This is a genomic window from Streptomyces tailanensis (assembly GCF_008386495.1).
Classification (GTDB): domain Bacteria; phylum Actinomycetota; class Actinomycetes; order Streptomycetales; family Streptomycetaceae; genus Streptomyces; species Streptomyces tailanensis.
This window is the reverse complement of the sequence record NZ_VTHJ01000021.1, coordinates 1-24,119: the sequence shown is the minus strand read 5'-3', so window position 1 is coordinate 24,119 and position 24,119 is coordinate 1. Positions and strand designations below refer to the sequence as shown.

Sequence of the window (24,119 nt, the reverse complement as noted above, 5' to 3'; positions counted from 1 at the left end):
CGCTGTCACCGCGGCCGCCTCGTCAACCGATCCGAGACTTTTGATGACCCCAACTCCGTTACGAACTCCCTTACGTACCAAGGACGTCATGAGCCAGCACTCCGCCACCGACCCGGCCGACAACTCCGCTCTCGCCACCGTCGCCTCCCGCCGCGACTGGTGGCGCGACGCGGTGATCTACCAGGTCTATCCGCGCAGCTTCGCCGACAGCAACGGCGACGGCATGGGCGACCTGGAGGGCGTACGTTCCCGACTCCCGTATCTGCGTGATCTGGGCGTCGACGCGGTCTGGCTGTCGCCCTTCTACGCCTCCCCGCAGGCGGACGCCGGCTACGACGTGGCCGACTACCGCGCCGTCGACCCCATGTTCGGCAACCTGCTGGACGCCGACGCACTGATCCGCGACGCCCACGACCTGGGCCTGAGGATCATCGTCGACCTGGTCCCGAACCACTCCTCGGACCAGCACGAGTGGTTCAAGAGGGCGGTGGCGGAGGGCCCTGGCTCGCCGCTGAGGGAGCGCTACCACTTCCGCCCGGGCAAGGGTGTCGACGGCGAACTCCCCCCGAACGACTGGGAGTCGATTTTCGGCGGCCCGGCATGGACCCGAGTGACGGAACCGGACGGCACGCCGGGGGACTGGTACCTGCACCTCTTCGCGCCCGAACAGCCCGACTTCAACTGGGAACACCCGGCGGTGGGCGACGAGTTCCGCTCCATCCTCCGCTTCTGGCTGGACATGGGCGTGGACGGTTTCCGCATCGACGTGGCCCACGGCCTGGTGAAGGCGGACGGCCTCCCCGACCTGGGCGCCCACGACCAGCTGAAGCTGCTGGGCAACGATGTCATGCCGTTCTTCGACCAGGACGGCGTGCACGAGATCTACCGCGAATGGCGCCTGGTGCTGGACGAGTACGCGGGAGACCGCATCTTCGTGGCGGAAGCCTGGACCCCGACGATCGAACGCACGGCGAACTACGTCCGCCCCGACGAACTCCACCAGGCCTTCAACTTCCAGTACCTGAGCACGGAGTGGGACGCGGCCGAGCTGCGCGTCGTCATCGACCGCACTCTGGACGCCATGCGCCCGGTGAACGCCCCCGCGACGTGGGTGTTGTCGAACCACGATGTGACGAGGCACGCCACGCGCTTCGCGAACGAGCCGGGCCTCGGCACCCAGATCCGCCTGGCCGGAGACCGCGAACTGGGCCTGCGCCGCGCCCGCGCCGCCTCACTGCTGATGCTGGCGCTCCCGGGTTCGGCGTATGTCTACCAGGGCGAGGAGTTGGGCCTGCCGGACGTAGTCGACCTGCCGGACGAGGTCCGCCAGGACCCCGCGTACTTCCGCGGCGCCGGCCAGGACGGCTTCCGCGACGGCTGCCGGGTCCCGATCCCCTGGACCCGTACAGGCTCGTCGTACGGCTTCGGCCCGGGCGGCTCCTGGCTCCCGCAGCCCCCGGAATGGGCCGACCTGAGCGTGGAGTCCCAGACGGGCGAGCCGACCTCAACCCTGGAGCTCTACCGCAGTGCGCTTGCGGTACGGCGGGAACAGCCGAACCTCGGCGCGGGCGACTCGGTGGAATGGCTGAAGTCCCCGAAGGGCGTCCTCACCTTCCGCCGCGGCGACTTCGTCTGCGTCGCGAACACCACGGGCGAGGCGGTCCGGATCCCGACGTACGGCCGTGTCCTGATCGCGAGCGGCGAGCTGACTGTGGTGGACGATGAGGCGAAGCTGCCGGGGGACACGACGGTTTGGTGGACGATGGCTTGACAAGCCATCTGTGTTGCATTCCAGTGCCTGCCGCTCGTTTTGGGTGGCAGGCACTGTTTCTCTTGCTGGTGAGGCAAGCTGCCACCGGGAATGCGTGGGCCCCATCGTGGAAGCCACGTCGATCACGACTACGGCTTCATCACTTCCTGCTATTCCGCCTCATCGCAGACCGAATGATCTTTAGAATTTCCAGACCGCGTTCATGGAGGAGAGTGACCGTTGCGCCAATAGCCGTAGCCGCCCCAAGAGCCACAGTAATCAGGGTGGTAATGAGCTCGGCATCCATCACACTGGCTCCCGCTCGCTGAGATATGTCGTAAATCCGGCACTTAGCAGTGTGATGATGAGCAAGAAGAATGAATTTCGACCGAGCACTGCGGAGTCAATATTCTTGTCGTCTGCGCCGGCGGCAAGAAATGTTGCAAACAGTAGGACGGCGACGTTCAGGAGCGTCCAGAATAGAGGGACATTCTTGGCCCGCATATGTGCTTGCGCGATCGCCGAAGCTGCTAGTCCCATGCATACAATGTACAAGTCGGCTCGGGCGCAAAATTCGAAGAAGCCCGGAGCCTGGTGATTCTTGAGAGAAGTCTCTTGGACTAGCTGTGCAATCGGTGGAAGGACGGCGAAAACAACTGCGCACATGAACCACGTGCCAAGCTTCTGTAAAGGTGTGTACCCAGAGGCCGGAGCTCCTCCTGGCGTCGGGCCTGTGCCAACAGTGCCGGGATTTCCACCTTGAGGTGGGATGGGAGGATTGGTCGAATTTGCCCCTTGGGGCGAGAAGGGTGCAGGTGGAGTGGACAACTCGTTGAGGCCCCCGATTCGATGCTCTTTCTTCGATTCCACACTTACTGTAACCAGGCCGGCCCCGCCTCGACTTTTGAGGATAGGAACGGGTGGGACATGTGTTCCGGTGGTAGATAGGTGGCTTCACAGCGGTACGCCACCGTGTGGTGGAACCGGTCAGGCGGCCTGTCCCACCATCTTGGCTGTGCTCCAGAGTCGTGCTGAGCGTACTCAAAGAGGCGCTGTGCAGGGTCCGATGGCGTATGAAGTTGCCTACTCACGCGTTGCCCCCTCCGGCCACAACACGCGCACAGGGACCCCGTTCCGCTGGGCGTAGGACACCACGTCGGCCGTGCCGCCGTATCCCCACGCCGGCTTCCCGTCCCATACGGCGAGGAGTTCGTCGGCCAGGCCGACGAGGATCTCACTGCCTGCCATGTGCGCCTGAGAGTCCGAGGCAGCCATGCCGGTGTGGTGCACTTCCGCCGCGTGGCGCATTAACTGCTGGGCCTGCTCGGCCCGTTGTCTGGTCGGCGACAGGACCACGAAGTCGTCGCAGTACCTCACCAACACCCCCAGCCGGCGGCCCTCGTCCTGCCATGCCTCGTCGAGGACGTGCAGGGCGATGTTGGCCGGCAGCGGGGAAATCGGTGAGCCCTGTGGGGTGCCCGCCCCGGTCGGGGAGGGCACCCCGCCCTCCGGGACTCCCCTCCGCAGCCAGGTCCGGATCAGTTTCAGCATCGGTCGGTCCACGACATGCCGGGGCACCTGGGCCATGAGCGCGTCGTGGTCGATCATGCCGAAGCAGTTCCGGATGTCGGCCTCGAAGACCCATTCCCGCCGTTGGTTCGCCGCAGCGCGCACGGCCTCGCACGCGTCGATCGCGGACCGCTTGGGCCGGAATCCGTAGCTCGCCTCGGTGAACTGGGCCTCGAAGACCGGTTCCAGGACCAGCTTCGCGGCCGACAGCCAGGGGCCGCGTGCGGTCAGGCAAGGGTGCATCCGGTCCCAGGCGAGGGCCTCGGCCGTGCCGTAGCGGGTGGTGTCGCAGGCGGTGGCCTGGTCGGGGGTGTGCCAGGAGGTCGGCTTGGAGAAGGTGAGGACGCCGCCGTGCTTGCGGGGCTGCCCGCCGCGCGGGGTGGAGCGTCGTGGGCCGGCGTTGCGGAGCATGACCCGGTCCGAGCGCAGCCTTCCGACCAGCTCGACGGGCAGATCCGCCAGGACGTAGGCGAGGCGGGTGACGTCGTAACCGGAGTCCATCACGACGAGGATGTCCGCGTCGCCCGGCTGCCACTGTCCGGCCCGCACGAGCCGGGTGACCACGTCACGGAGCTGGGCGGTGGTCACCGCGGTGGCGTCGTCGGCCGGCCTCAGGCGGATCGCGTCCAGCACGGCGGTCCACGAGGTGCGCCCGGTCTCCAGGCCGCGACGAAGGAGTAGGGCCGGCAACTGAGTGATAGAAGCTTCAATGACGTATGCCTCCTATGGATGCCGACACGGCCATCCAAGCAAGATCAACAAGGCCGAATCCAAGGAGTAAGACGCATGGAAAGCACCAACACCTTCTTCGCCCTCGAGGACGGCCTTCCGGCCGTCAACAAAGCTGGGGAGCCACCAGGGCGGCGCCTCCCAGCAGCGTGGTGACGGCGAGGAAAAGCGCCGAAGGTCTCGTCTGGAGGGTCTTGAAACGGGTGAGGGCCTTCTGGCCCGGTGTGGATTGCGACATCTCCACCTGGTGACAGAAAGGCCCTCATACCGTAATGCACCCCTGACCGAGACCGGACGCCTGCGCCTGGCCGGGCACCGTCCCGGTACGCCCTGGTACCCCCTCGACGTCCGGGGCCCTGCGCGCGTCGCGCAGCCCTGGCGACCCGCCCCGCCGCACGTCAACCGCAGGCGGAATGGGCGACCGCCGGGTGAGTAACCAACACGATTTTTCCTTGGAGGAACTTGTCATGCCTGAATCGCTTCGCCGCTCCAACAAGCACGCCCGCGGCACAAAGCGCAAGCGCACGATCATCATTGGCCTGGGGGCGGCCATGGCCGTGACCGGAGGAGTCCTGGCTGTGCCGGCCGCGATGGCGGCCCTGGAGTCATCCTCGGACGGCTCCCCGGCGTTCCAGCTCAAGGACGCCGAGAGCTTCGACACCGACGCCCTGATGGCCAAGCTCTGCCCCGGCCCCACTTCCACGACGCCTTCTCGGGACTTCAGCTTCTGGTTCATGGACGACGAGACCGGCGAGTTGTTCGAGGACACACTCGACGGGGTCGGGCGACCCGAGTTTCGGGACAGCGATCCCAAAACTCACAGGTTCCACGGTTACTGCGAGTACCCCGTAAGCGACACCGAGGACTTCAACGGCGAACCGGTCCAGGTCGGCGAGGACGTTCCCAACTGCGGCGACAAGGTTCAGACAGCGGAAGGCCACACCCTCAGCATCGCCAACTCCAGCGAGATCACCCACAGCGTCAGCGTGGGGGCGAGCTTCGACTTCTCGATCATCAAGGACGTGTTGGGGATCGGAGGTTCAGCCGAGGTGACCAACTCCTGGTCCTTCGGCCAGTCGGTGAGCCGGAGCAGGACACGCGACATCCAGGTACCTCCGCAGACCGTGGGCTTCCTCGAGCGGGTCCCAAAGATGCGCACCGTGACCACGCAGCCGAACTTCTTCATCGAGAGGTGGCAGGTAATAGACTCGGGGAACTTCGAGGACCCGACCTTTGGCTGGAAGGGGCAGGGCTTCGAGAAAAGCCGGATCACCTCCAGCGGGTACGAGATCTCCGCGACCGCGGACGTGCTGGACGACGAGGGGTTCCCCGCCGGACCGATCCGTGCAGACGACCGGCCGGTGACAGCGGCTGACTGCGACTGACACGGCACCGTGCGATGGCCCTCCGGAGCACGGAGGGCCATTGGGGCCCTCGGCCGCCCCGCAGGAGTTGGTCCACTCGGTGCGGCTGCTCTCCTCCGGCGGGACCGTGTTCTCGTCCCGCGCGGCGGGCACCGTGGTCGACGGCTGGCTGTGCGCTGGACGGCATGGCGGCCCCGATCCGCGTATCGCCGACCTCACCGTACGGGAGCGAGAGGTGCTCGCGCCGCTCCGCGAAGGGCTCTCCGAACGCCTAGATCGGCCGGCGGCTGCTGGTGGTTGGAGCGCGACCTCAAGGGCGCCCGGCACCTCCAGGACTTCGCCAACGGGCGGATCACCTACGCGGACCTCCCCGGCGGGCAGGGCTATTTGCGGATCTCCGGGTTCTGCGGGTACGCCGGAGAGGACGCCGCCTACGCCACCGAGCTGGCCGAGCTCGACAGGGCGCTGGACGGTCCTCAGCCATGAGCGCACCAAGCGCCTGAAAGGCCTGATCATCGACCTGCGGTCAAACCGCAGCGGCCCTGGAAGTCGCTCTCCCAGGTCGACCCGGGCGTGATGCTCGCGTATGCGCCACAAACCGCACGAGACCCTGCACTTCACCACCGCCCTCGACCTGATCGCCGACATCACCGGCGCGATCGTCACCGCCGACGCCCTGCACACCGTCGCCGACCACGCCCACTACCTGCACTCACGCGGCGCCTTCGGCCTCTTCCCCGTCAAGGAGAACCGTGCCGCCCTGTTCACCCAGCTGGACGCGCTCGACTGGGACGAGACCACCAACGCGGCCATCGCCGTGCACCGCACCGAGGAGACCAACTCAGGCCGCCACGAGATCCGCATCGTGCGCGTGCAGCCCCTCACGCCGGGGCAGGTGAACTTCCCGCACGCCACCCGGGCCCTGCTCGTCGAGCGGTACACCACCGGACGCGGCGACGGAAAGATCCACGCGGATGCCGAACTCGGCATCACCACCGCCCCGTCCCACATCGCCGGCACCGCCGTCCTCGCCCGCTGCGTACGCGGCCAATGGGCCATCGAGGCCCAGCACTTCGTCCGCGACGTGACCTTCGGCGAGGACACCCGCCGCGCCCGCACCGGCAGCCTGCCCCGGGCTCTCGCGACCTTCCGCAGCCTGGCGATCTGGAATGCAACCCCTCCGGGCAATGGGCGTGGCTGGAACCGGAGACCGGGCTCCCGATGGTGGCGGCCACGGTGGATCTCCTGGAGAGGAAGAGGGCATGAGCGACAAGGAGCTTAGGGAAGGGCTCGTCGAGCGGCTGACCGACAGCGGACATCTGCGCACCCACCCTTGGCGGGAGGCCGTGTCTGCCGTTCCGCGTCACGAGTTCCTGCGTGGGGGTTTCTTCCAACAGGTCGAGGGGTCGCCGGATTCGGTCACATCAGGTAGCCCCACATCAACGCCCCTCGTCGTGAGGAGATTTCATGCCGATGAAGAAGGTGTGTCCCAAGGGTTGACCGTTTAACAAGTGGACTCGTACCTTCTGGTCGGTTGAAAGTTTTCAGTAATCTTGCAGCAAGAAACGGCAAAGGATCTGGCGCGAACCCCCCTCAGATCCCTTCATCGGACCCTTCAACGGAGAAGGACCCCACATGGCCAGCAAAACCCTCTCCGGCGCGCTCGCCCTCGCCGCGGCCGCGTCGATCGCGATCGTCGTCACCGCCGGCGGCGCGTACGCCTCCCCGCCCGGCACCAAGGACGTCACCGCCGTCCTGTTCGAGTGGAACTTCGCCTCGGTCGCCAAGGAGTGCACCAACACCCTCGGCCCCAACGGTTACGGCTACGTCCAGGTCTCGCCGCCCGCCGAGCACATACAGGGCTCGCAATGGTGGACCTCGTACCAGCCCGTCAGCTACAGGATCGCCGGACGCCTCGGTGACGCCACCGCCTTCAAGAACATGGTCGACACGTGTCACGCGGCCGGCGTCAAGGTCGTCGTCGACACCGTCATCAACCACATGTCCGCCGGGAGCGGCACCGGCACCGGCGGCTCGTCGTACACGAAGTACAACTACCCCGGGCTGTACTCCTCCTTCGACTTCGACGACTGCACGGCCACGATCAGCGACTACACCAACCGTACGAACGTCCAGAACTGCGAGCTCGTGGGGCTCGCGGACCTGGACACCGGCGAGGAGTACGTCCGCTCGGCCATCGCCGGGTACATGAACAGACTCCTCGGCCACGGCGTCGACGGCTTCCGTATCGATGCCGCCAAGCACATCCCGGCCGCCGACCTCGCCAACATCAAGTCCCGGCTGAGCAACCCGAACGCGTACTGGAAGCAGGAGGCCATCTACGGCAGTGGTGAGGCCGTGCAGCCGAGTGAGTACACGGGGAACGGGGACGTGCAGGAGTTCCGTTACGCCTTCGACCTCAAGCGGGTCTTCAACAACGAGAGTCTCGCCTATCTGGAGAACTACGGTGAGGGCTGGGGCTACATGAGCAGCTCGGTCGCCGGTGTCTTCGTCGACAACCACGACACCGAGCGCAACGGCTCCACGCTCAGCTACAAGGACAACGCGAACTACACGATGGCCAACGTCTTCATGCTGGCCTATCCGTACGGCGCGCCCGACATCAACTCCGGCTACGAGTTCTCCTCCACCGACGCCGGGCCGCCCAACGGCGGTAACGTCAACGCCTGCTGGCAGGACGGCTGGAAGTGCCAGCACGCCTGGCCGGAGATCATGCGCATGGTCGCCTTCCGCAACGCCACCCGTGGTGAGTCCGTCACCAACTGGTGGGACAACGGCGCCGACGCCATCGCCTTCGGACGCGGCAGCAAGGGCTACGTCGCCATCAACCACGAGTCGGGCAGCCTCAGCCGTACGTACCAGACGTCCCTCCCGGCCGGCACGTACTGCAACGTGCAGAACAACACGACGGTGACCGTGAACAGTTCGGGTCAGTTCACCGCCACCCTCGGCGCCAACACGGCCCTCGCGATCTATGCGGGGAAGTCCAGCTGCTGAGCAATCCCTGGTGCGCGTGAAGCCCAACTCCACCTGGTGAAGGCGCCTGAAAGAATTTACCGTCTGTTTCAGGACTCTTGCTGAAAAGCCTTCGTCGGCGATACGGTCACGCGGGGTCGGACCCGAAGAGCCGTACACCGCAAGGAGTCCACTGCAGTGATACCGAGATGGCCCATGCCGTCGAGGCGTCGTACCGCCCACGCTGGACGAGTGACCGCGGTCGCCGCAGTCACCGTGACCGCGCTGACCGCAGCGTTCGTCCAGCCCCTGGCCGCCGGAGCCGCGACCCCGCCCGCACCCCCGTCCGACGCGAAGCTGGCCGCCGAGCCCGCCCGTCACGACCTCACCCGGGAGCAGTTCTACGGAACGTCCGCCAAGGTGAAGAGCAATTCCGACAGCCAGATCACCGTCATCGTCCCAGCCGGTTCGTCGATCGTCCTCAAGGCCGCCGACAAGCTCACCAAGCCCACCACCAAGCCGTCCGTCACCCTGAAGGCCCCGGCCACCGGCGCCACCGGCACCGTCGACATCACCGCCGACGATGGGGGCACCTCCCGCTTGAGCGAAGCCGAGAGTGGGGGAGGCGGACAGCTCAAGCGTGTCGTCTTCGCCGCCCAGATCGGCAACGGCAAGTGGCGGACCCTCGGCTCCGCCGACCACGCCCCGTACAAGGTCACCCAGACCATCGGCGAGGACGTACCGGCCGGAACCGCCTTGCGGTACTAGGCCGTTGTGATCGACTCGGCCGGACGTACGGCGAGTGCCACGGCCACCTCCACCACCGGCACCCCGCCCGCCCCCGAGATCCCGACCGCCTCCTCGCGCGACTACGCGATCGTCCACTACAAGCGCGCGGACGGCGACTACACCGACTGGCGGCTGTACGCGTGGGGCGACATCGCCGACGGCGAGGGGACGACCTGGCCGGAGGGCCACGACTTCATCGGCCGTGACGCGTACGGAGCCTTCGCCTACGTCAAGCTCAAGCCCGGCGCCTCGAACGTCGGTTACCTCGTCATCGACAAGGACGGAAACAAGGACGTCTCCGCCGACCGTTCGATCGACGTGACGAAGACGGGTGAGATCTGGGTCGAGCAGGGCAAGGAAGCCGTCATGACGGAGTGGCCCGACTACCCCGCCCAGGACACGTCCAAGGCCGTCCTCCACTACCACCGCGCCGACGGCAACTACGACGGCTGGGGCCTGCACGTCTGGACCGGTGCCGCCACCCCCACCGACTGGTCGAAGCCCCTGGAACCGGTGAGGACCGATGCCTATGGCGCGGTCTTCGAGGTGCCACTCACGGACGGCGCCACCAACCTCAGCTACATCATCCACAAGGGCGACGACAAGGACCTCTCCGCCGATCAGTCGCTCGACCTCAAGGCGGGCGGCCACGAGGTGTGGCTGTTGAACGGGCAGAAGAAGTACCTGCTGCCCCAGTCGGCGGGTTCGGCCGCCGCCCTCGACCTGACCACCTCCAAGGCGGTCTGGATCGACCGGAACACCCTTGCCTGGAACGGCAACGAGACCGCGGCTTCCACTCAGCTGCTGTACTCCCGCACCGGCTCGATCAAGGTGAACAACGGCGCGCTGACCAGCACCGACGAGCGTTGGCTCTGCCTCACCAAGTCGGCCCTCACCGACGCCCAGAAGGCGAAGTTCCCGCACCTCAAGTCGTACACCGCCTGGACCGTGGATCCACGTGACCGCGACCGGGTCCGCGAGGCCCTGCGCGGCCAGCTGGTCGCCTCCCAGCGGGCGGCGAACGGCGCGGTGCTCGCGGCGACCGGCGTGCAGATCGCCGGCGTACTCGGCGATCTCCACGTCGGCGCGAAGGACGCCGACCTCGGCCCGACCTTCCGCGACGGCCGCCCCACGCTCGCCGTCTGGGCGCCCACCGCCCAGCAGGTGTCCCTGGACCTCGATGGCACCAGGGTGGCCATGAAGCGGAACGGCACCACCGGCGTCGGTACGACCCGTACCGCTACCACCGTCCCGGAGGGCTCGTATGTGAGCGATCGGGACGGGACGCGGCGGACGGTCGGGTTCCGCGAGATGGTGAAGGCGGCGATGTCGCCGACGACGCCCGGTTCGTCCCGGCCACGAAGAACATGGCCGGGACGGGCATCGCGACCTTCTCCGACCGGGCGCGGGACGCCGTACGCGGCGGCGGGCCCTTCGACGCCGACCCGGGCGTCCAGGGGTTCGCCTCCGGCCTCTATACCAACCCCAACTCCTCGGACAGCAACGGCACTTCGGCCGAGCAGAAGGCCCGGCTCCTCCACTACCAGGACCTCATCAAGGTCGGCCTGAGCGGCAACCTCGCCGACTACCGGTTCACCGACACCAGCGGCAAAGAGGTCAAGGGCTCCGAGGTCGACTACAACGGCACCGCCGCCGGATACGCGGCCGCCCCCGGCGACGCCCTCGCGTACGTCGACGCCCACGACAACGAGTCGCTGTTCGACGCGCTCGCCTTCAAGCTGCCCGCCGGGACGAGCGCGGCCGACCGCGCCCGTATGCAGGTCCTCGCCATGGCGACGGCCGCGCTGTCCCAGGGCCCGGCCCTCTCCCAGGCGGGCACCGACCTGCTGCGTTCCAAGTCGCTGGACCGGAACTCGTACGACAGCGGTGACTGGTTCAACGCGATCCACTGGGACTGCCGGGACGGCGGCAACGGTTTCGGGCGTGGGCTGCCGCCGGCGGCCGACAATCAGTCCAAGTGGCCTTACGCCAAGCTCCTGTTGACCTCCGTCGCGGTCGGCTGCGAGCAGATCGAGGGGGCCTCGGCGGCGTACCAGGACCTGCTGCGGATCCGTACGACGGAGAGCGACTTCTCCCTCGACACGACCGGGCAGGTGCAGTCGAAGCTCTCGTTCCCGCTGTCGGGGAAGGACGAGACGCCCGGTGTGATCACCATGAAGCTCGGCGACCTCGTGATCGTCTTCAACTCCACCCCGCAGAAGCGGAATCAGACGGTGGCGGATCTGGCCGGGACGGGATATGCCCTCCACCCGGTACAGGCCGGCGGCGCGGACTCTACCGTCAGGAACGCGTCATACGAAGCGGAATCGGCCACGTTCGCCGTTCCAGGGCGGACCGTGGCGGTCTTCGCACGATCCGACCGGTAGGGCGATAACTTGGGTGGTGCAGGTGGGAGAGGGCCTGCGCCACCCAAACCGCAGGGCACAGCCGTAGGACAAAGCCGCAGGCCAAAGCCCGCACGGCAAAGCCGTAGGGACAAAGCCGCAGGGACATGCCATCCTCATGAGTCTCATGGCCGACGAAGCAAGCACCACGGTCCTGGTGGTCGACGACGCGGCCGCCAGCCGTTACGCGATGGGCGCGGTGCTGCGCCGGGCCGGGCACAGCGTCATCCCCGTCGCCAGCGCCCGCGAGGCGCTCGCCGAACTCGACCTGCGGCTGCGCTCGGGAGCCCTGCCCGACGTGGCCCTCGTCGACGTCGGCCTGCCCGACATGAGCGGCTTCGAACTCTGCCGCCTCCTCAAGGCCCAGCCCCCGATGGCCGCCCTGCCCGTGGTCCACTTCTCCGCGGCCGCCGTCGCCCCCAGCGACCGCTGCCGGGGACTGGACGCGGGCGGCGAAGCCTATCTGACGGTGCCCGCCGAACCCGAGGAGATCCAGGCGGTCGTACGGGCCGCCGTGCGCGGCGCCCGTATGCGCAACGGCGCCGAGGCCCTCGTCCAGCGGCTCACGCTCCTGTCCGAGACCATCGTCGACGTCCAGGCCGCCCGCACCCTGGCGGAGCTGGCCGGCGCCGCCGCCGAGGGGGCCGCCCGGCTCACCCGGTCGCCCGCCGCCGTGTTCGTGCTCGGCGAGGACGGCGACCTGTACAGCGGCACCTCCCGGGCCAGAGCCCGCACCACCCTCCCCGACGCCGGCGCACACGAGGCCGTGGCCCGGCTCATCCGCCGCCTCACCGACGGCAACCCCGGGCCGCACGACACCGTCGTCCCCGCGCCCCTGTGGCCGCCGGGCTTCTTCCGGCCCGGCGTCACCGAGGACGCCCGACTCGTGCTGGCCCGCACTGAGGGCGGCGCCCCCGTGTGCGTCGCCACGCCCGCGCGCGGCATACGCGCCACGTCTGCCGACACCGCCGGGCTCGTCGCCCGGCTCGCCCAGGCCGCCGCGCTGGCCGCGCAGCCGCTGCTCATGTACCAGGTCGAGCGCCATGTCGCGCTCACCCTCCAGCACAGCTTCCTGCCCAAGCGGGTGCCGGAGTTCCCCGGCCTCGACGTCGTCGTCCGCTATGTGCCGGCCTCCCGGCAGACCGAGATCGGCGGCGACTTCTACGCGGCCGTCTCCACCCCCGGCGGGACCCTCACCGCCGTCGGCGACGTCGTAGGGCACTCGCTGGAGGCGGCCACCGTGATGGTCGAGATCCGGCACGCCCTGCGCGCGTACGCGGTGGAGGACCCCGACCCCGCGGAGGTCGCGCGACGGCTCGACCGGATGCTCCAGCACTACCACCCCGATGTCACCGCCACGGTCTGCCTCGCCCTCGTCGAGCCGGACAGCGGGCACGTCCGAATCGCCAACGCGGGTCACATACCACCGCTCATCGTCCACGAGTCCGGCGTCGCCGAGTATGTGCAGGCCGCCGGGCCGCTCCTCGGGCTCGGCCTCGAACGGCCCGAGCCGACGGAGACCGTGCTCGGGCCGACCGACCGGCTCCTCATGGTCACCGACGGGCTCATCGAGACCCGGGGGATCGACCTGTCGTCCTCCCTGGAGCAGCTGCGGGCCGCCGCGACGGACGCTCCGCTCGGGATGGACTCCCTGTGCGACACGCTGCTGCACTGCTTCGGGCGGGACCGGGAGGACGACATCGCGATGCTGGCGTTACGCCTGCGGCTAGGCTGAACCGGATTGCCTTGTTGTGGAACAGCTTGTCGTGGAGGGCCCCATGCCGCAGATCACCGTGGACTACTCGTCCGTACTCGCCGATGGTTTTGACCGCCCCGGGTTCGCGCGGGCCCTGCACGAAGAAGTCGTACGGACGGCTGCCGCGAAGCCGGAAGCGTGCAAGACGCAGTTCCGGGCGACCGAGGGCACGACGGTCGGTCCCGACGTGACCGGGCATGCGATCGTGCACGTCACGTTGGGGTTGCTGGCCGGGCGGACCGATGAGACCAAGGTGACGCTGACCGAGAACGTGCTCGGGCTGCTTCGGGAGTACGTGAAGGTGGGGGAGGGGCTGGCGCTGCACGCGTCGGCGGAGGTGCGGGACCTTGATCCCTCTTACCGGAAGTTCGACGTCTGAGCGTCGCCGACTAAAAGCTCAACCGGCGGAGTATCGCCGCCATCTCCTCGTCGTACGCGGCGCTCACGGTCGTGAGCGCCGCGAAATCCTGGACCAGCTGGGCCTCCAGCTCCTCCCTCGGGATGCGGCGGCCCTCCAGCCAGATCAGGGCCGTCGACTCGACGAGGGAGATCCAGGAGCGGACGACGAGTTCCAGGCGGGCCGGTGGTGGGGTCGTGATGTCGAAGTGCGAAAGGATCTGGACATACGCGGCCTGGCGTACGCCGTCGATGAGGGCGTTGGTGCGGGAGGAGCCGACCGCCGGGCCGCCGCGCATCAGGGCGGAGAAACCGGGGCCGTGGTCGTCGACGAAGTCGAAGAAGCGGCGCATGACCCGCAGCAGGCGCGCCCCCAGCGGGCCCTCGTGGGGCTCGACGAAACGGCCCGCGAGATCCTCGGCCGCGCGCTTCAACGCGGCCTCGTACAGGCTGAGTTTGCCCGGGAAGTAGTGGTAGACGAGCGGCCGTGAGATACCGGCCGCCGCCGCTATCTCGTCGATCGAGACCTCGTCGGGCGAGCGCTGACTGAAGAGTTCGAGGGCGACGCCGATCAACTGCTGCCGCCGCTCCTCCACACCCATCCTGCGGCGCACACCGGTAGTCATGCGAACACCTTACCGATCGATTCCGGCCTCTCATGGGCCGGATCGAATCGAGCAGGGGTGTGCGGAGGCGGTGGTGTGCAGAGGCCGTCGTGTTCAGAGGCCGTTGATCTCCCGGCCGTTCGCCAAGGTGCCCTTCAACTCCGCCCGTACGCCGTCCTCGGCGGGTACGGCCAGCAGGTTGCCCCGGTACGAGCCGTTCACGCCGCCGGTCAGTTCGAGGGAGACGGTGTCCTTGCTGCCGGCGGCGAGCAGGTAGGAGTCGCCCGCCGCGGACTTCCACGGGGCGGCGGCCAGGACGTGGGGTGCGGTGGGACCGCAGGTCGGTACGTCGGCGGCGGTCGCGGTCACATAGGCGCCGCGGGCGGTGCGGAACAGGGTCAGCACCCGGGTCCCCGCGCCCCGCCAGGTCTCGGACCGGGTGCACACCCAGTCGGCGTCGCCGCTCGCGTCGGGCAGCGGTTGCCGGGCGAACTGCCAGGCGTTCAGGGTGCGCACGCCCTGCGACCGTACGGCGGCCAGTGAGCAGGCGAAGGGCGCCCAGGTGGCCGGCACGCCCTTGGCCTCCCGGCCGGAGGAGGAGGAAGACGGGCGTCCGGCGGTGAGATGCGCCGGGGTCACCTCGGACAGGTCGGTCAGCAGCCGCGTACGTCCCGTCGTGTCGGTCAGCTGAAGCACCTCCCACGACTTGCAGTCCCCGGTACGCACCGCCGGACTCGGGAACGGCGCCGTCACCCCGTCCTTCGACAGCGCGAGCGCCGACACTTCGCCCGTGGGCCGCGTCAGATCCCGTACGGCCGCCTCGCGCACCCAAGGGGCCGTCAGATAGCGGACGTTGCCATCGGCCCGGCCTACGACGAGGGCGCTCGCGTCGGCGCCGGTCGCACCGTCGGCCCGGGTCAGGTCGAGGGCGGCGACGGTGGTGTCGTCGAGGGGTTCGGCGTAGCGGGCGACGCGGAGGCCGTCGTACAGCATGACCACGCGGGCGTTGTCGACCTTGCCGGCGTAGAGCAGTTGGGGCGGGCCCGGCGGAGGGCCGGCGGGGGTGCCGGGGGTCACGGAGACCTGGACGGACTCGCCGGGGCGGGCCCATACGGCGAGGGCGCGCCGGAGCAGTGCCTTGTCGGCGGTGAGATCGCCGCGCGCGGGCCAGGTGGAGAAGTCGGTGCGGCCGGTCGTCTGCCAGGCGGTCGCCGTCGCCGTCGTCAACTTTCCCGGATCCAGGGCGGCTTGGGCGGCCGGGTTACGGGCGTACGGGGGCGCCGCCGCGTCGCCGGGGCCCCACGCGTCCCCGGGCAGCCCGAGGACCGCCCCGCACGCGACCAGCGCGGCCGTGCCGGCCAGCGCGGCCCGCACATGCTGGCGGCGGCGCATCAGATCGGTCGGGCGGGCGTGCAGCGAACACGGATCGAACTCGGGGGAGGCGAGCAGGGCGTACAGCCGCGGCGGCACGGAGTTCGCCTCCGTCAGCGCGGCCGCCGGGTCATCGACGCCGGCCTCCTCCAGCAGGGTCCTGATCGCCGGGTCGGGGAGCTGCTCCAGGCCGCGCAGTACATAGGCGGCGCGGGCCGGGGAGGAGAGGGCCGACAGGCGCTGGTCCAGGGCGAGTTCGTCGGCGCCGCCCGAGCGGGGGAAGAGGCGCAGGCCCCACACCTGCGGCAACAGGGGCGGCAACTGGGACCGCTTCGGCCAGGCCTTGCGGCGCGAGGGGAGGCCCGCCTCCAGCGCGGTGCGCACGACCTGGAGGCGGATGAAGGCGTACCCCGGGTTGCGCTCCCGGCCCGTCGCCTGCGCCGGGATCAGGGACGTCGTCGTGCGGCCCCTCGGCAGTGCGCGCTGCGTGAGCGAGTGCGCCGTCAGCACGCGCCGGTTGCGGCCCAGCGTCGGGGGCAGCGTGAGGTACGCCAGGCGGACCAGGCGAGGGTAGTGCTCGACGAGCGCGGCCTCCGCCTGCTCGACATCCACCGCCGACTCCTGGACGTGAGAAGCTGCGGGGCGTGGGGCGACATCCTGTGACTGCACGTTCAACAAAACGAGCGAATGGTCCGATGGTCACCTCACCGCTCCGCTCGGGTGGGGCCGGGGCGCCTTGGAGCTCGGGTCCCACGGCAGTAGGGCGAGTGCGGGTGGGTGGGGCTTGTCGCGCAGTTCCCCGCGCCCCTGAAAAAACGGGGCTGCGCCCCGGTTTTTTCAGCGGCCCGCAAGGGCCGTGCTTTTCAGGGGCGCGGGGAACTGCGCGAACAACCCCCACCCACCCGCACTCGCCACTCCACCGACCGGACCGAGCTCTCAGGCGACCATCCACCCACTGAACTCGACCGTCCCCCGCGCCCCGCTCCCCCCGTTCGTCGCGCTCATGAACATCCCCACGTCCTGCGCCTCGGCGGCAGCCCCCGGCACGCTCACCGACGCCACCACCCGCCAACTCGAGCCCTCGTCCGTGGAGCACGAACCCGTGTACGCCCCGGCCCCCGTCAGGGTCAGCCGCAGCAGCACCGGCGCCTTGATCCCCGTGATCCGGCGGTACGTGTCCAGCGTCCCGTCCCCGGTGCTGTCGTAGGACAGGACCACCCCGTTCGCCGGAGTGACGGCGAGGTTCAGGAAGCCCGGCGACCCGGCCGTACCGAGGCTGTTGCGCACGATGATCCCGGCCCGCGCCCAGTTCCCCGTCGCGGCCTGCGCGTCGACGCGGAGGGTCGCCGAGACCCCGTCGGCCAGGGCCCCCGCCCGGTACGCGGTGCCGAACTCCGTCGTGCCCCGCCAGAGATCCGCCCCCGCCCCGTCGATCGAGAAACGGTCGCCGAGCTGACCAAAGACGGCACCGTTGTTCGTGTACGTACGCCACTCCGCGTCCAACGGCCCCGCCTCGAACAGCGTCCCGTCGAAGCGCCCGTTCACCCGGTCCTCGCCGCGCGGCCCGTACTGGACGGTGATCGTGTAGGGGAGCGGCCGCAGAGGGCGGTCCAGCGGCGTCCCGGGCGCATCGGCGCGCCAGCTCACCGTGCCCGACCCCGCCGCCGGGACGGTCGCGATCGACGTCGGGCCGTCCGGTTCGGCCGTTCCGTCGAAGCCGGTGAGGGCGAAATCCACGCGCCCCGTCGCCCGCAGCCCGTTCACATTCCGGAACTCCGCCGACACCCGCGCGTTTCCGCCGGGCGGCATGACCGGCGGTTCAGCCCTGACGGTCAGGCTCCCCTGGTACGGCGCCCGCGCCAGCACATCCCGCACCCGCACCGCCAACCCGTACGCGTCCCCCACCGGCCGCAGCGGATAGTCCTTCCGCTCCCGCGTCCACGGCTCCTCGAACGCGAACCAGTCCACGGCCGCCGGAGCGGTCCCGGTGGCGAGCGCGTCCTCCAGGGTGTCGAGCCACTTCTGCCAGCGCGGGACGTAGAAGTCGGCCATGAGGCCGTTCCACTCCCGGTTGCCGTACTCGTGGAGGTTGCCGGTGTCGGACGTGGCCCGCCCGCCCCACACCGTGATCAGGACCTTCGCCGTGCGTTCGAACTCGGCCCGCTCGGCGTCGTTCGTGGCGAGCAGCCGCGCGTCGTTCAGCCACGGGCCCAGCAGGAACGCGGCGTTCGCGCCGGTGACCTCGTCCGACAGCCGCATAAGCCGCAGCCAGAGGGTGGACAGGGCGCGGAACGTCTCCAGGTCCCCCCGCCGGTACGCCGCCCGCAGCTGCGGCAGGTACTGGCGGCTGCGGTGCGCGAGCGCCTGCCGCGCCACATCCACCACGTCGTACCGGTAGGCCGCGTTGCCCCGCAGTCCGCCCGCCACGCCCAGCAGCCCGGCGAGGGCCGCGTCGAAGCGCCCGGGGTCGTACGTCAGCGCGCGCGGCGCGTACTCCGCGGCGCGGCCCGCGGCGAGGTCGGGGCGGGCGCAGAAGAGGGAGTCGTGGGGGTCGCTGCGTTCGACGGCCTGTTGCTGGTACGCGGTGTCGTGCAGGGCCCGCCAGGCCCGGCGCGCCGAGTCGTCGCGCCCGCCGTAACGGAAGTCCGCGTACGACGAGAACCAGGCGGCCCGGTCGAGCTTCGCCGGGCTCCACGCCAGTTCGGAGAAGAGTTCGAAGGTGGCCGGGTCCCGGTCCGTGGCCTCCGGCATGAACGCCGTACCGGCCAGCGCGCTGTCCGCCTTGTCCCGCCAGGCGAAGAACTTCTCGTTCCAGAGGTGCGCGCGGGCCCCGATCGTCGTCCGGCCGCCGAAGTTGGGGATGGTGCCGAAGCAGTACGGGGTGCCGCCCCAGTCGCGTTCGCGGTCGGTGACGCTGGTGTAGCGGTCGGAGACGCCGTCGACGATCAGCATCTTCGACTTGTCGATGGCGTCGAGGAGTTCGGGCAGCGGGTTCTCCTGCCAGCCGAGGATCACCCAGGTGGCGCCGGGGTGGGCCTTCTGCAAGGCCCGTTCCACGCCCTGCGCCGCGTCCGGCACCGGTACTTCACCCGGCGTGCCGCCCTCGTGGAGCAGGTCCATCTTGAAGTGGGCCGCCTCCCCGAACACATCCTCTGTGTGGCCGTAGAAGGAGGCGGCGACCTGAGCAAAGGAGTCGGTGCGCGGATCCAGCCAGTCGGGGCGCTCGAAGCCGTGCCAGATGCCCTGCGGGACGACGTGCGCGTCACCGCCGTTGCGCTCGACGAACTCCTTGGGGGCGTGGCCGTAGTAGCCGGGCAGGACGGGGGACATACCCAGCTCACGCAGCCGGTCGGCGATACGGCGGCCCAGCGCGGCCCGGTGTGCGATCAGCTCGGGGGAGAGCGGGCCGCCGTAGCCGGAGAGGTTCTGCAGCAGCCACCACGGCTGGTGCGAGGGGGCGGGGAGCCAGGCGCGGGACTCCTCGTCGGAGTAGCCGAAGTCCTTCAACAGCCGGTGGTACACGGCCTCCATGCCCGCGATGACCAGGACCTCGTTACAGCCGTGCGCGGCCAGGAGGTCGATCTGGTGTTCCCAGTACGGCCAGTCCGCGTACGGGGCGGTGTAGCCGTCGTTGGTGTCGTTGAGGGCGAAGCGGTGGGGGAGGGCCGTGGATCTCTCCAGGGGCCGGGCGGGCGCGGGGAGGCGGCGCGGCAGGTCCAGTTGGCTGCCGTTCCAGGCGAGATGGGCGCCGCAGACGTACTTCAGGTACCAGTGCACGCCCATGAGCAGCGTGGCCGGTGTCGTGGCCCGCACCTGGATACGCCCGGTGGTGCCGGTGACGCGGAAACGGTCGGTCGTACCCTGCCTCTCGACGAGAGTGAGCCGGAACTGGTCGGCGTGGCCGGGCAGCAGCCGATTGAGCGCTGCGCGCGCGGGAGCCGTATCGAAGGCAGGGCCCTGGCCGGGGCTCTCAGCGGCGTGGACCGGGACCGTCAGTCCCAGCGTGGTCCCGAGGCCGATGGCACCGGCCGAGCCCAGCACCGAGCGTCGCGACGGAGAGTTCATGACTGTGTGCCCCCTGTGTCGACAGATGCGGCACGCTAACCGGACCGACGCCTGTGCTCAACGGTGCGTACGGAGCTGGCGAGTTCATGTCGCCGGAATGGACCGGAGGTACGACAGATGAAGATGACGCACGAGAGGCTTGCGGTACGCGGGCTCGCCATGAGCGCGGCCGGTGCGGCCGCCGCCCTGCTGGTGCTGACCGGCTGCGGATCGGGCTCGGCCGACGAGGGGGACGCGATCCCCAAGACGGCCACCGGGACCCTGGAGTCCATCGCGGGTGAGGTGGGCTGCAAGCCGGACATCCAGACGGACGCCGACACGATCCGGCAGGCCCTCTGCACCAACACCGACGGCGACTTCGACGGCAAGTTCGTCCTCGCGACCTTCGCCACCGACCGCGGTCAGGCGGAGTGGCTGGCCAGCGCCAAGGACTACGGGGGCTACTACCTCGTCGGCCGCAAATGGGTCGCCATCGGCAAGGAGAAGACGGTCACCGGACTGCAGAGCACGCTCGGCGGGGAGATGCAGGAGGGGTCCGAGCACATGAACCCCGGCGGCAGCCACAACAACAGCGGCGGCCACGAGGGCTGACCGCGCGGGTCGCGGATCCACGGGTCGCGGATCCAGGGCGAACGAAAGCCGACGGTGGGAGATCCCACCGCCGGCTTCCTCGTTACTGCTTCAGGACTACTGGCAGTCCTGGCCGCTGTTGATGCAGTCGACCACCTGGTTCATCGTGTTCTCGTCGAAGAAGTTGATGAAGTCGTTGTGGTCGGTGATCGCCTTGTGCAGCTGGTCCGGGAAGCCGTCCACCGCGAACGGGTTCACGACCTGTCCGTTCTGGATCTGCGGGGCAGGAACGTCGTAGACCAGACGGGCCTGGAGCTGGGGGATGGCCTGGAAACCGTTGGCGCAGCTACCGTCGGCCTCGACGAAGTCCACGTGCGTACGGTGGTTGGCGCTGTCGATGTTCTGGCCGTCCCAGCAGCTCTGGAAGAAGGACGTCCGCACCACGGAGCTGCCCTCGGGGCAGATCGGGTACTTGTCCGTCAGCTGGCGGTCCTCGAAGCCGGTGCAGCTCCAGTTGGTGTTGGCGTTGGCGAGGCCGTTGGTGAAGGCCTTGGCGTCACCGGTGATGATGCGCAGGGCCTGCGGCATCGCGACGACATCGCTCTTCTTGTTGCCGACGAACTTCAGCTGCGCCTCGCTGGCTTCGAGGATCCTGCCGATGTTGCCTTCCGCACCGCCACCGAGGTCGTTCGCGTCGAACTCCTGCGTACCGTCCTGCAGGCGCAGCACCGGCCAGTAGTACGACGACTTGTCGCCCTGGTTCTGGCAGCTGGTGTCGGCCTGGAGGAACTGCTGGTCGCTGGTGAAGGCGTTGTTGTCCTGGTTGCCGACGTAGTCGTGCGTGTGCTGGGCACCGTTGTCGACACCCGGAGCGACGATGATGTTGTCCGAGTTGTGGTTGTCGTTCCCGTTGGTGCCGCAGCTCGTCGTGAAGGTACCCGTCGAACCACCGTCACCGTTCGCGGCGAGACCGTTGCCGTTGACACCCTGCGGGCCGCCGTTGGGCTGGACGGTGGTGATGTCGACGAAGTCGTCCGCCACCGGCCCGTTGACGACCTGACCCTGGTCCTGGCCGTTGTCCTGACCTTGATCCTGGTCCTGACCCTGGCCCTGGCCGTTGTCCTGGTTCTGGTCCTGACCCTGGTTGTTGTTGCCGTTCTGGCCGTCGCCCCGGCCTCCGTTGCCGCGGCCTCCGTTGTTGGTCTGGTTCTGGTCCGCGACGCCCTGGCATGTGGCGAGCTGGTCCATGCCCTGCGGAACCTGGCCGCCCGCGTTCCGGATGTTGATGCTGATCCGGTCGAGGGTGGCGACTCGCTTGGACTTGAGCGGGCCGATGATGGCGTTGTTGACGAAGCCGGCATCCCCAGCCTGAGCCTGGCGGGTGTCCGCCAGGCGCTTATAGGCATCGGTGACCTGCTGGTCCAGCAGTGCCAGCTCCTTGGCGACGCCCGCGCGCGCCTTCTCGGGCACGCTCGTCAGCTGCTGGCCGACATCCGGGCAGTCGATGGTGGCCACCTGCGCGGAGGCCAGCGTGCTGTTCTGGTTGGACTTCGACTCGCCCGCTGAGGCGTAGAAGTTCGCCCAGACCAGACCGCCGCCCGCGACCGCGAGCGCCGCGGATGCGGCAATGGCCCGAACGGCCAGCGGCGAACGTCGTTTGCGTGTGTTGCGTCCCATGGAACTCCTCTGACTTCCTTGCGGGGCATCGAGGCGCCCGACAGGAGTGAAGCGGCGCCATTCCATACGCAGGGAGTCCCAGGAGTGTTCAGACGACTCAGAAATTGATGAGAGATTCGCGAGACAAACCGGTTTCAACACCCCACGAAATACGAGGAGTTGATGATCCCTCACCCCGTGTGTGTGACTGGGGCCCCTGGGGGCGCCTGGGAAGGGGGTGTTTCGGCGGCCTTGGCCAAGATACGGGAGAACAGCCCGCAGCGTGCTGATTGGCGCCATGCGTAGCTGCGGGCAATCGTGCCGCTGGGGCGATGGGGGCACCTCCCGCTCATGGGGGTCCCTCCCGCTCGAGCGAAGCCGAGAGTGGGGGAGAAGCCGAGAGCGGGGGAGGGTGGGCGCAGCGGCACCCGGCAAGCGCCGGTGAGCGAAACCCCGCCCGAGCCCAGCCCCGGCGCCGGGTGCCGTCCCAACTGCCGTCAGCACAAGGTCAACGGCCCACCGGCGGGGCGTACTTGTACCCCACCCGCCGTACCGTCTGGACCGCCTGCCGGAACTCGGCCCCCAGCTTCCGGCGCAGCCGAGCGATGTGGACGTCGACCGTCCGCCCGTCGCCCACATGCCCGTAACCCCACACCGTGGTGACCAACTGGTCGCGAGTGTGCACCCGGTGGGGATGCGTGACGAGATGCGCGAGCAACTCGAACTCCAGATACGTGAGATCGAGCGGTCGCCCGTCGACCTCGGCGGTCCGCCGCACGGTGTCGACGCGGACCAGCTCGCCCCCGGCGTCGCTGTCCCTGACGCCGACAGACCCGTCGGCCGGTACGAGGACCAGGTAGCCGATCATCGGCGGCTTGCCCGGCAGCGTGGGCAGGGCGTGCTGAGGAGCGGGCAGCCAGGTGGCCCCCGGGGGCAGGAAGTCCGCGATGTCGATCACCTCGTCCGCGCCCACGGCACGCAGACGGTGCCGAGGGGAACCCGTGGACGAGAGGGCGGCGGTCAGCTGGGCGGTCGAGAGGGAACGAGAGGTCGCCATGAGAGGTCAGCTCTTCGCGCGAGAGGTCCGTCTGGGAGGCCTCGGCGGCCGAGTTCGTGGTCGGACCCGCCGAGGGACGTACGTCGTTCGCGCCGACCGAAGGCCGGGCCGGGGTATGCGGCTGTACGGCGTTAGAGGGCCGGCGCGTTCATCGCGCGACAACACACCCGGTCGAAGTCATGGTGCTGACGGGAAGGCCAGAACGGCTCGAGGTCATGACGACCCGTCGCGCGGTACTCCTGGATGCTGGCCATGGCCCCACTGAAGCAGACCGTTCCTAAAGACTGAGCGGGAGTGAGTCCTGTTGCCAGAACTCATGCTCAGCCGAACGCCCCGAACGGTGTTGGGCGTTCTGGTCCCCCGCGTTCGCTCCGCATCCGGCGTGCACGGATCGTGTCCGTGGTCCGGGGATGCGGGGGCGGGTTCCCTCACGTCCCGGAGCCACCGGTGCGGCCTGGACGGTCCGATGCCCCGCACGATCACTCTGGTCGTGCGGGGGCGGTGCCGTCCGTCGCCGGATCGGGTGCCCCAGGGCGCGCCTTCCGATCGCCACCGCTGCTGCCTGGTGGCGAGTGGGTTTCCTGTTCTTGGTGGTGAGGGGCTTTTGCCAGTGCTGGGCGCCCCAGCGGGAGGTGTAGGCGGGGTCGACGGCGATGACCGGGATGCCGAGTTCGGCCGCCATGCTGACGAGTCTGGCCCGCAGCCTGCTGACCGGCAGGCCGGAGATCAGCTTGCGGAAACGCTTCCGGCGGCCGTGCTTCTCCCGGGTCTTCTCCGCCTGGAAGTCGAGGTCCTCGACCGCGATCGCCAGACCGTGGCGCTGGGCCCAGTGCAGCAGGCGGATCAGGGCGTGGCGGACCTGGGCGTCGCGATGGGCGGTGGTGCCGGACAGGTCGTAGCCGAAGCGGAGCGGTTCACCGACGGGATTGCCATGGGCATCCAGGCGCCAGGCGGCCAGGTGGTCGGCGTTGGTGTCCACGCCGACCAGGCCGTCCGAACGGGCCGTGGCCAGCGGCACCGTCTGAACCGGGGGGATGGTCCAGGAGGCAGTCAGGTACCAG

15 protein-coding genes and 6 pseudogenes are annotated in these 24,119 nt (G+C 69.1%); 11 read left to right on the top strand and 10 right to left on the bottom strand.

Features of this window, described 5'->3' with window-relative positions; all coding sequences use genetic code 11:
• Positions 1-88: 88 nt before the first annotated feature.
• Complete coding sequence (locus F3T56_RS18860) at positions 89-1,771, top strand: glycoside hydrolase family 13 protein (protein WP_149826353.1); 1,683 nt, start codon at positions 89-91, stop codon at positions 1,769-1,771.
• A 285-nt stretch (positions 1,772-2,056) separates the two neighbouring features.
• Here the strand turns inward: F3T56_RS18860 and F3T56_RS18855 are convergent, their stop codons facing one another.
• The 4 genes and pseudogenes from F3T56_RS18855 to F3T56_RS49305 form a co-directional block, all read right to left on the bottom strand.
• Positions 2,057-2,290 carry a hypothetical protein gene (locus F3T56_RS18855; protein WP_149826352.1) on the bottom strand — a complete coding sequence of 78 codons (234 nt, stop codon included), beginning with the start codon at positions 2,288-2,290 and terminating at the stop codon, positions 2,057-2,059.
• Positions 2,291-2,833: 543 nt separating this feature from the next.
• Positions 2,834-3,505 (bottom strand): annotated as a pseudogene (locus F3T56_RS50095) (reverse transcriptase domain-containing protein); the annotation flags it as partial.
• 114 nt (positions 3,506-3,619) lie between these two features.
• Positions 3,620-3,907: pseudogene (locus F3T56_RS50090) on the bottom strand (transposase); the annotation flags it as partial.
• 247 nt (positions 3,908-4,154) lie between these two features.
• The gene (locus F3T56_RS49305; RefSeq protein WP_281291861.1) at positions 4,155-4,286 is read right to left on the bottom strand and encodes a hypothetical protein; all 132 of its coding nucleotides are present in this window, start codon (positions 4,284-4,286) and stop codon (positions 4,155-4,157) included.
• A gap of 229 nt (positions 4,287-4,515) precedes the next feature.
• Between F3T56_RS49305 and F3T56_RS18845 the strand changes: the two genes are divergently transcribed.
• The 9 genes and pseudogenes from F3T56_RS18845 to F3T56_RS18810 all read left to right on the top strand — a co-directional run bounded on the left by F3T56_RS18845 (position 4,516) and on the right by F3T56_RS18810 (position 13,717).
• The gene (locus F3T56_RS18845; RefSeq protein WP_149826351.1) at positions 4,516-5,433 is read left to right on the top strand and encodes a hypothetical protein; all 918 of its coding nucleotides are present in this window, start codon (positions 4,516-4,518) and stop codon (positions 5,431-5,433) included.
• Between the two features lie 285 nt (positions 5,434-5,718).
• Positions 5,719-5,953, top strand: a pseudogene (locus F3T56_RS18840) (S41 family peptidase); the annotation flags it as partial.
• 45 nt (positions 5,954-5,998) lie between these two features.
• Positions 5,999-6,517: pseudogene (locus F3T56_RS46230) on the top strand (ISAs1 family transposase); the annotation flags it as partial.
• A gap of 59 nt (positions 6,518-6,576) precedes the next feature.
• Positions 6,577-6,678, top strand: a pseudogene (locus F3T56_RS47925) (ATP-grasp ribosomal peptide maturase); the annotation flags it as partial.
• Positions 6,675-6,920 carry a hypothetical protein gene (locus tag F3T56_RS18830; RefSeq protein WP_149826350.1) on the top strand — a complete coding sequence of 82 codons (246 nt, stop codon included), beginning with the start codon at positions 6,675-6,677 and terminating at the stop codon, positions 6,918-6,920. The pseudogene F3T56_RS47925 and the gene F3T56_RS18830, both read left to right, overlap by 4 nt.
• Before the next feature lie 127 nt (positions 6,921-7,047).
• On the top strand, positions 7,048-8,430 hold the full coding sequence (locus F3T56_RS18825) for an alpha-amylase (protein WP_149826349.1): 1,383 nt from the start codon (positions 7,048-7,050) through the stop codon (positions 8,428-8,430).
• 360 nt (positions 8,431-8,790) lie between these two features.
• Positions 8,791-11,564, top strand: a pseudogene (locus F3T56_RS47920) (alpha-1,6-glucosidase domain-containing protein); the annotation flags it as partial.
• Between the two features lie 145 nt (positions 11,565-11,709).
• The gene (locus tag F3T56_RS18815; RefSeq protein WP_149826348.1) at positions 11,710-13,317 is read left to right on the top strand and encodes a fused response regulator/phosphatase; all 1,608 of its coding nucleotides are present in this window, start codon (positions 11,710-11,712) and stop codon (positions 13,315-13,317) included.
• Between the two features lie 43 nt (positions 13,318-13,360).
• The gene (locus F3T56_RS18810) at positions 13,361-13,717 is read left to right on the top strand and encodes a 5-carboxymethyl-2-hydroxymuconate Delta-isomerase (RefSeq protein WP_149826347.1); all 357 of its coding nucleotides are present in this window, start codon (positions 13,361-13,363) and stop codon (positions 13,715-13,717) included.
• 10 nt (positions 13,718-13,727) lie between these two features.
• Here F3T56_RS18810 and F3T56_RS18805 read toward each other — a convergent pair whose 3' ends face one another.
• The 3 genes from F3T56_RS18805 to F3T56_RS18795 form a co-directional block, all read right to left on the bottom strand.
• Positions 13,728-14,360, bottom strand: a complete 633-nt coding sequence (locus tag F3T56_RS18805) for a TetR/AcrR family transcriptional regulator (protein WP_149826346.1) — start codon at positions 14,358-14,360, stop codon at positions 13,728-13,730.
• Positions 14,361-14,453: 93 nt separating this feature from the next.
• Entirely contained in the window at positions 14,454-16,379 is a 1,926-nt protein-coding gene (locus F3T56_RS18800; RefSeq protein WP_149826445.1) for a hypothetical protein, read from the bottom strand.
• 267 nt (positions 16,380-16,646) lie between these two features.
• Positions 16,647-19,775 (bottom strand): alpha-N-acetylglucosaminidase, encoded by a 3,129-nt coding sequence (locus F3T56_RS18795; RefSeq protein WP_149826345.1) that lies wholly within the window; start codon positions 19,773-19,775, stop codon positions 16,647-16,649.
• Between the two features lie 117 nt (positions 19,776-19,892).
• Between F3T56_RS18795 and F3T56_RS18790 the strand changes: the two genes are divergently transcribed.
• The gene (locus tag F3T56_RS18790; RefSeq protein WP_172639012.1) at positions 19,893-20,366 is read left to right on the top strand and encodes a hypothetical protein; all 474 of its coding nucleotides are present in this window, start codon (positions 19,893-19,895) and stop codon (positions 20,364-20,366) included.
• Between the two features lie 96 nt (positions 20,367-20,462).
• Here the strand turns inward: F3T56_RS18790 and F3T56_RS18785 are convergent, their stop codons facing one another.
• The 3 genes from F3T56_RS18785 to F3T56_RS18775 form a co-directional block, all read right to left on the bottom strand.
• Positions 20,463-22,022 (bottom strand): DUF1996 domain-containing protein, encoded by a 1,560-nt coding sequence (locus F3T56_RS18785; RefSeq protein WP_149826344.1) that lies wholly within the window; start codon positions 22,020-22,022, stop codon positions 20,463-20,465.
• Positions 22,023-22,509: 487 nt separating this feature from the next.
• A complete protein-coding gene (locus F3T56_RS18780) occupies positions 22,510-23,058 on the bottom strand; it encodes a winged helix-turn-helix domain-containing protein (protein ID WP_149826343.1) in 549 nt (182 codons plus the stop codon).
• Positions 23,059-23,335: 277 nt separating this feature from the next.
• On the bottom strand, positions 23,336-24,119 hold a 784-nt coding region (locus F3T56_RS18775), incomplete at its 5' end, for an IS200/IS605 family accessory protein TnpB-related protein (RefSeq protein WP_149826342.1).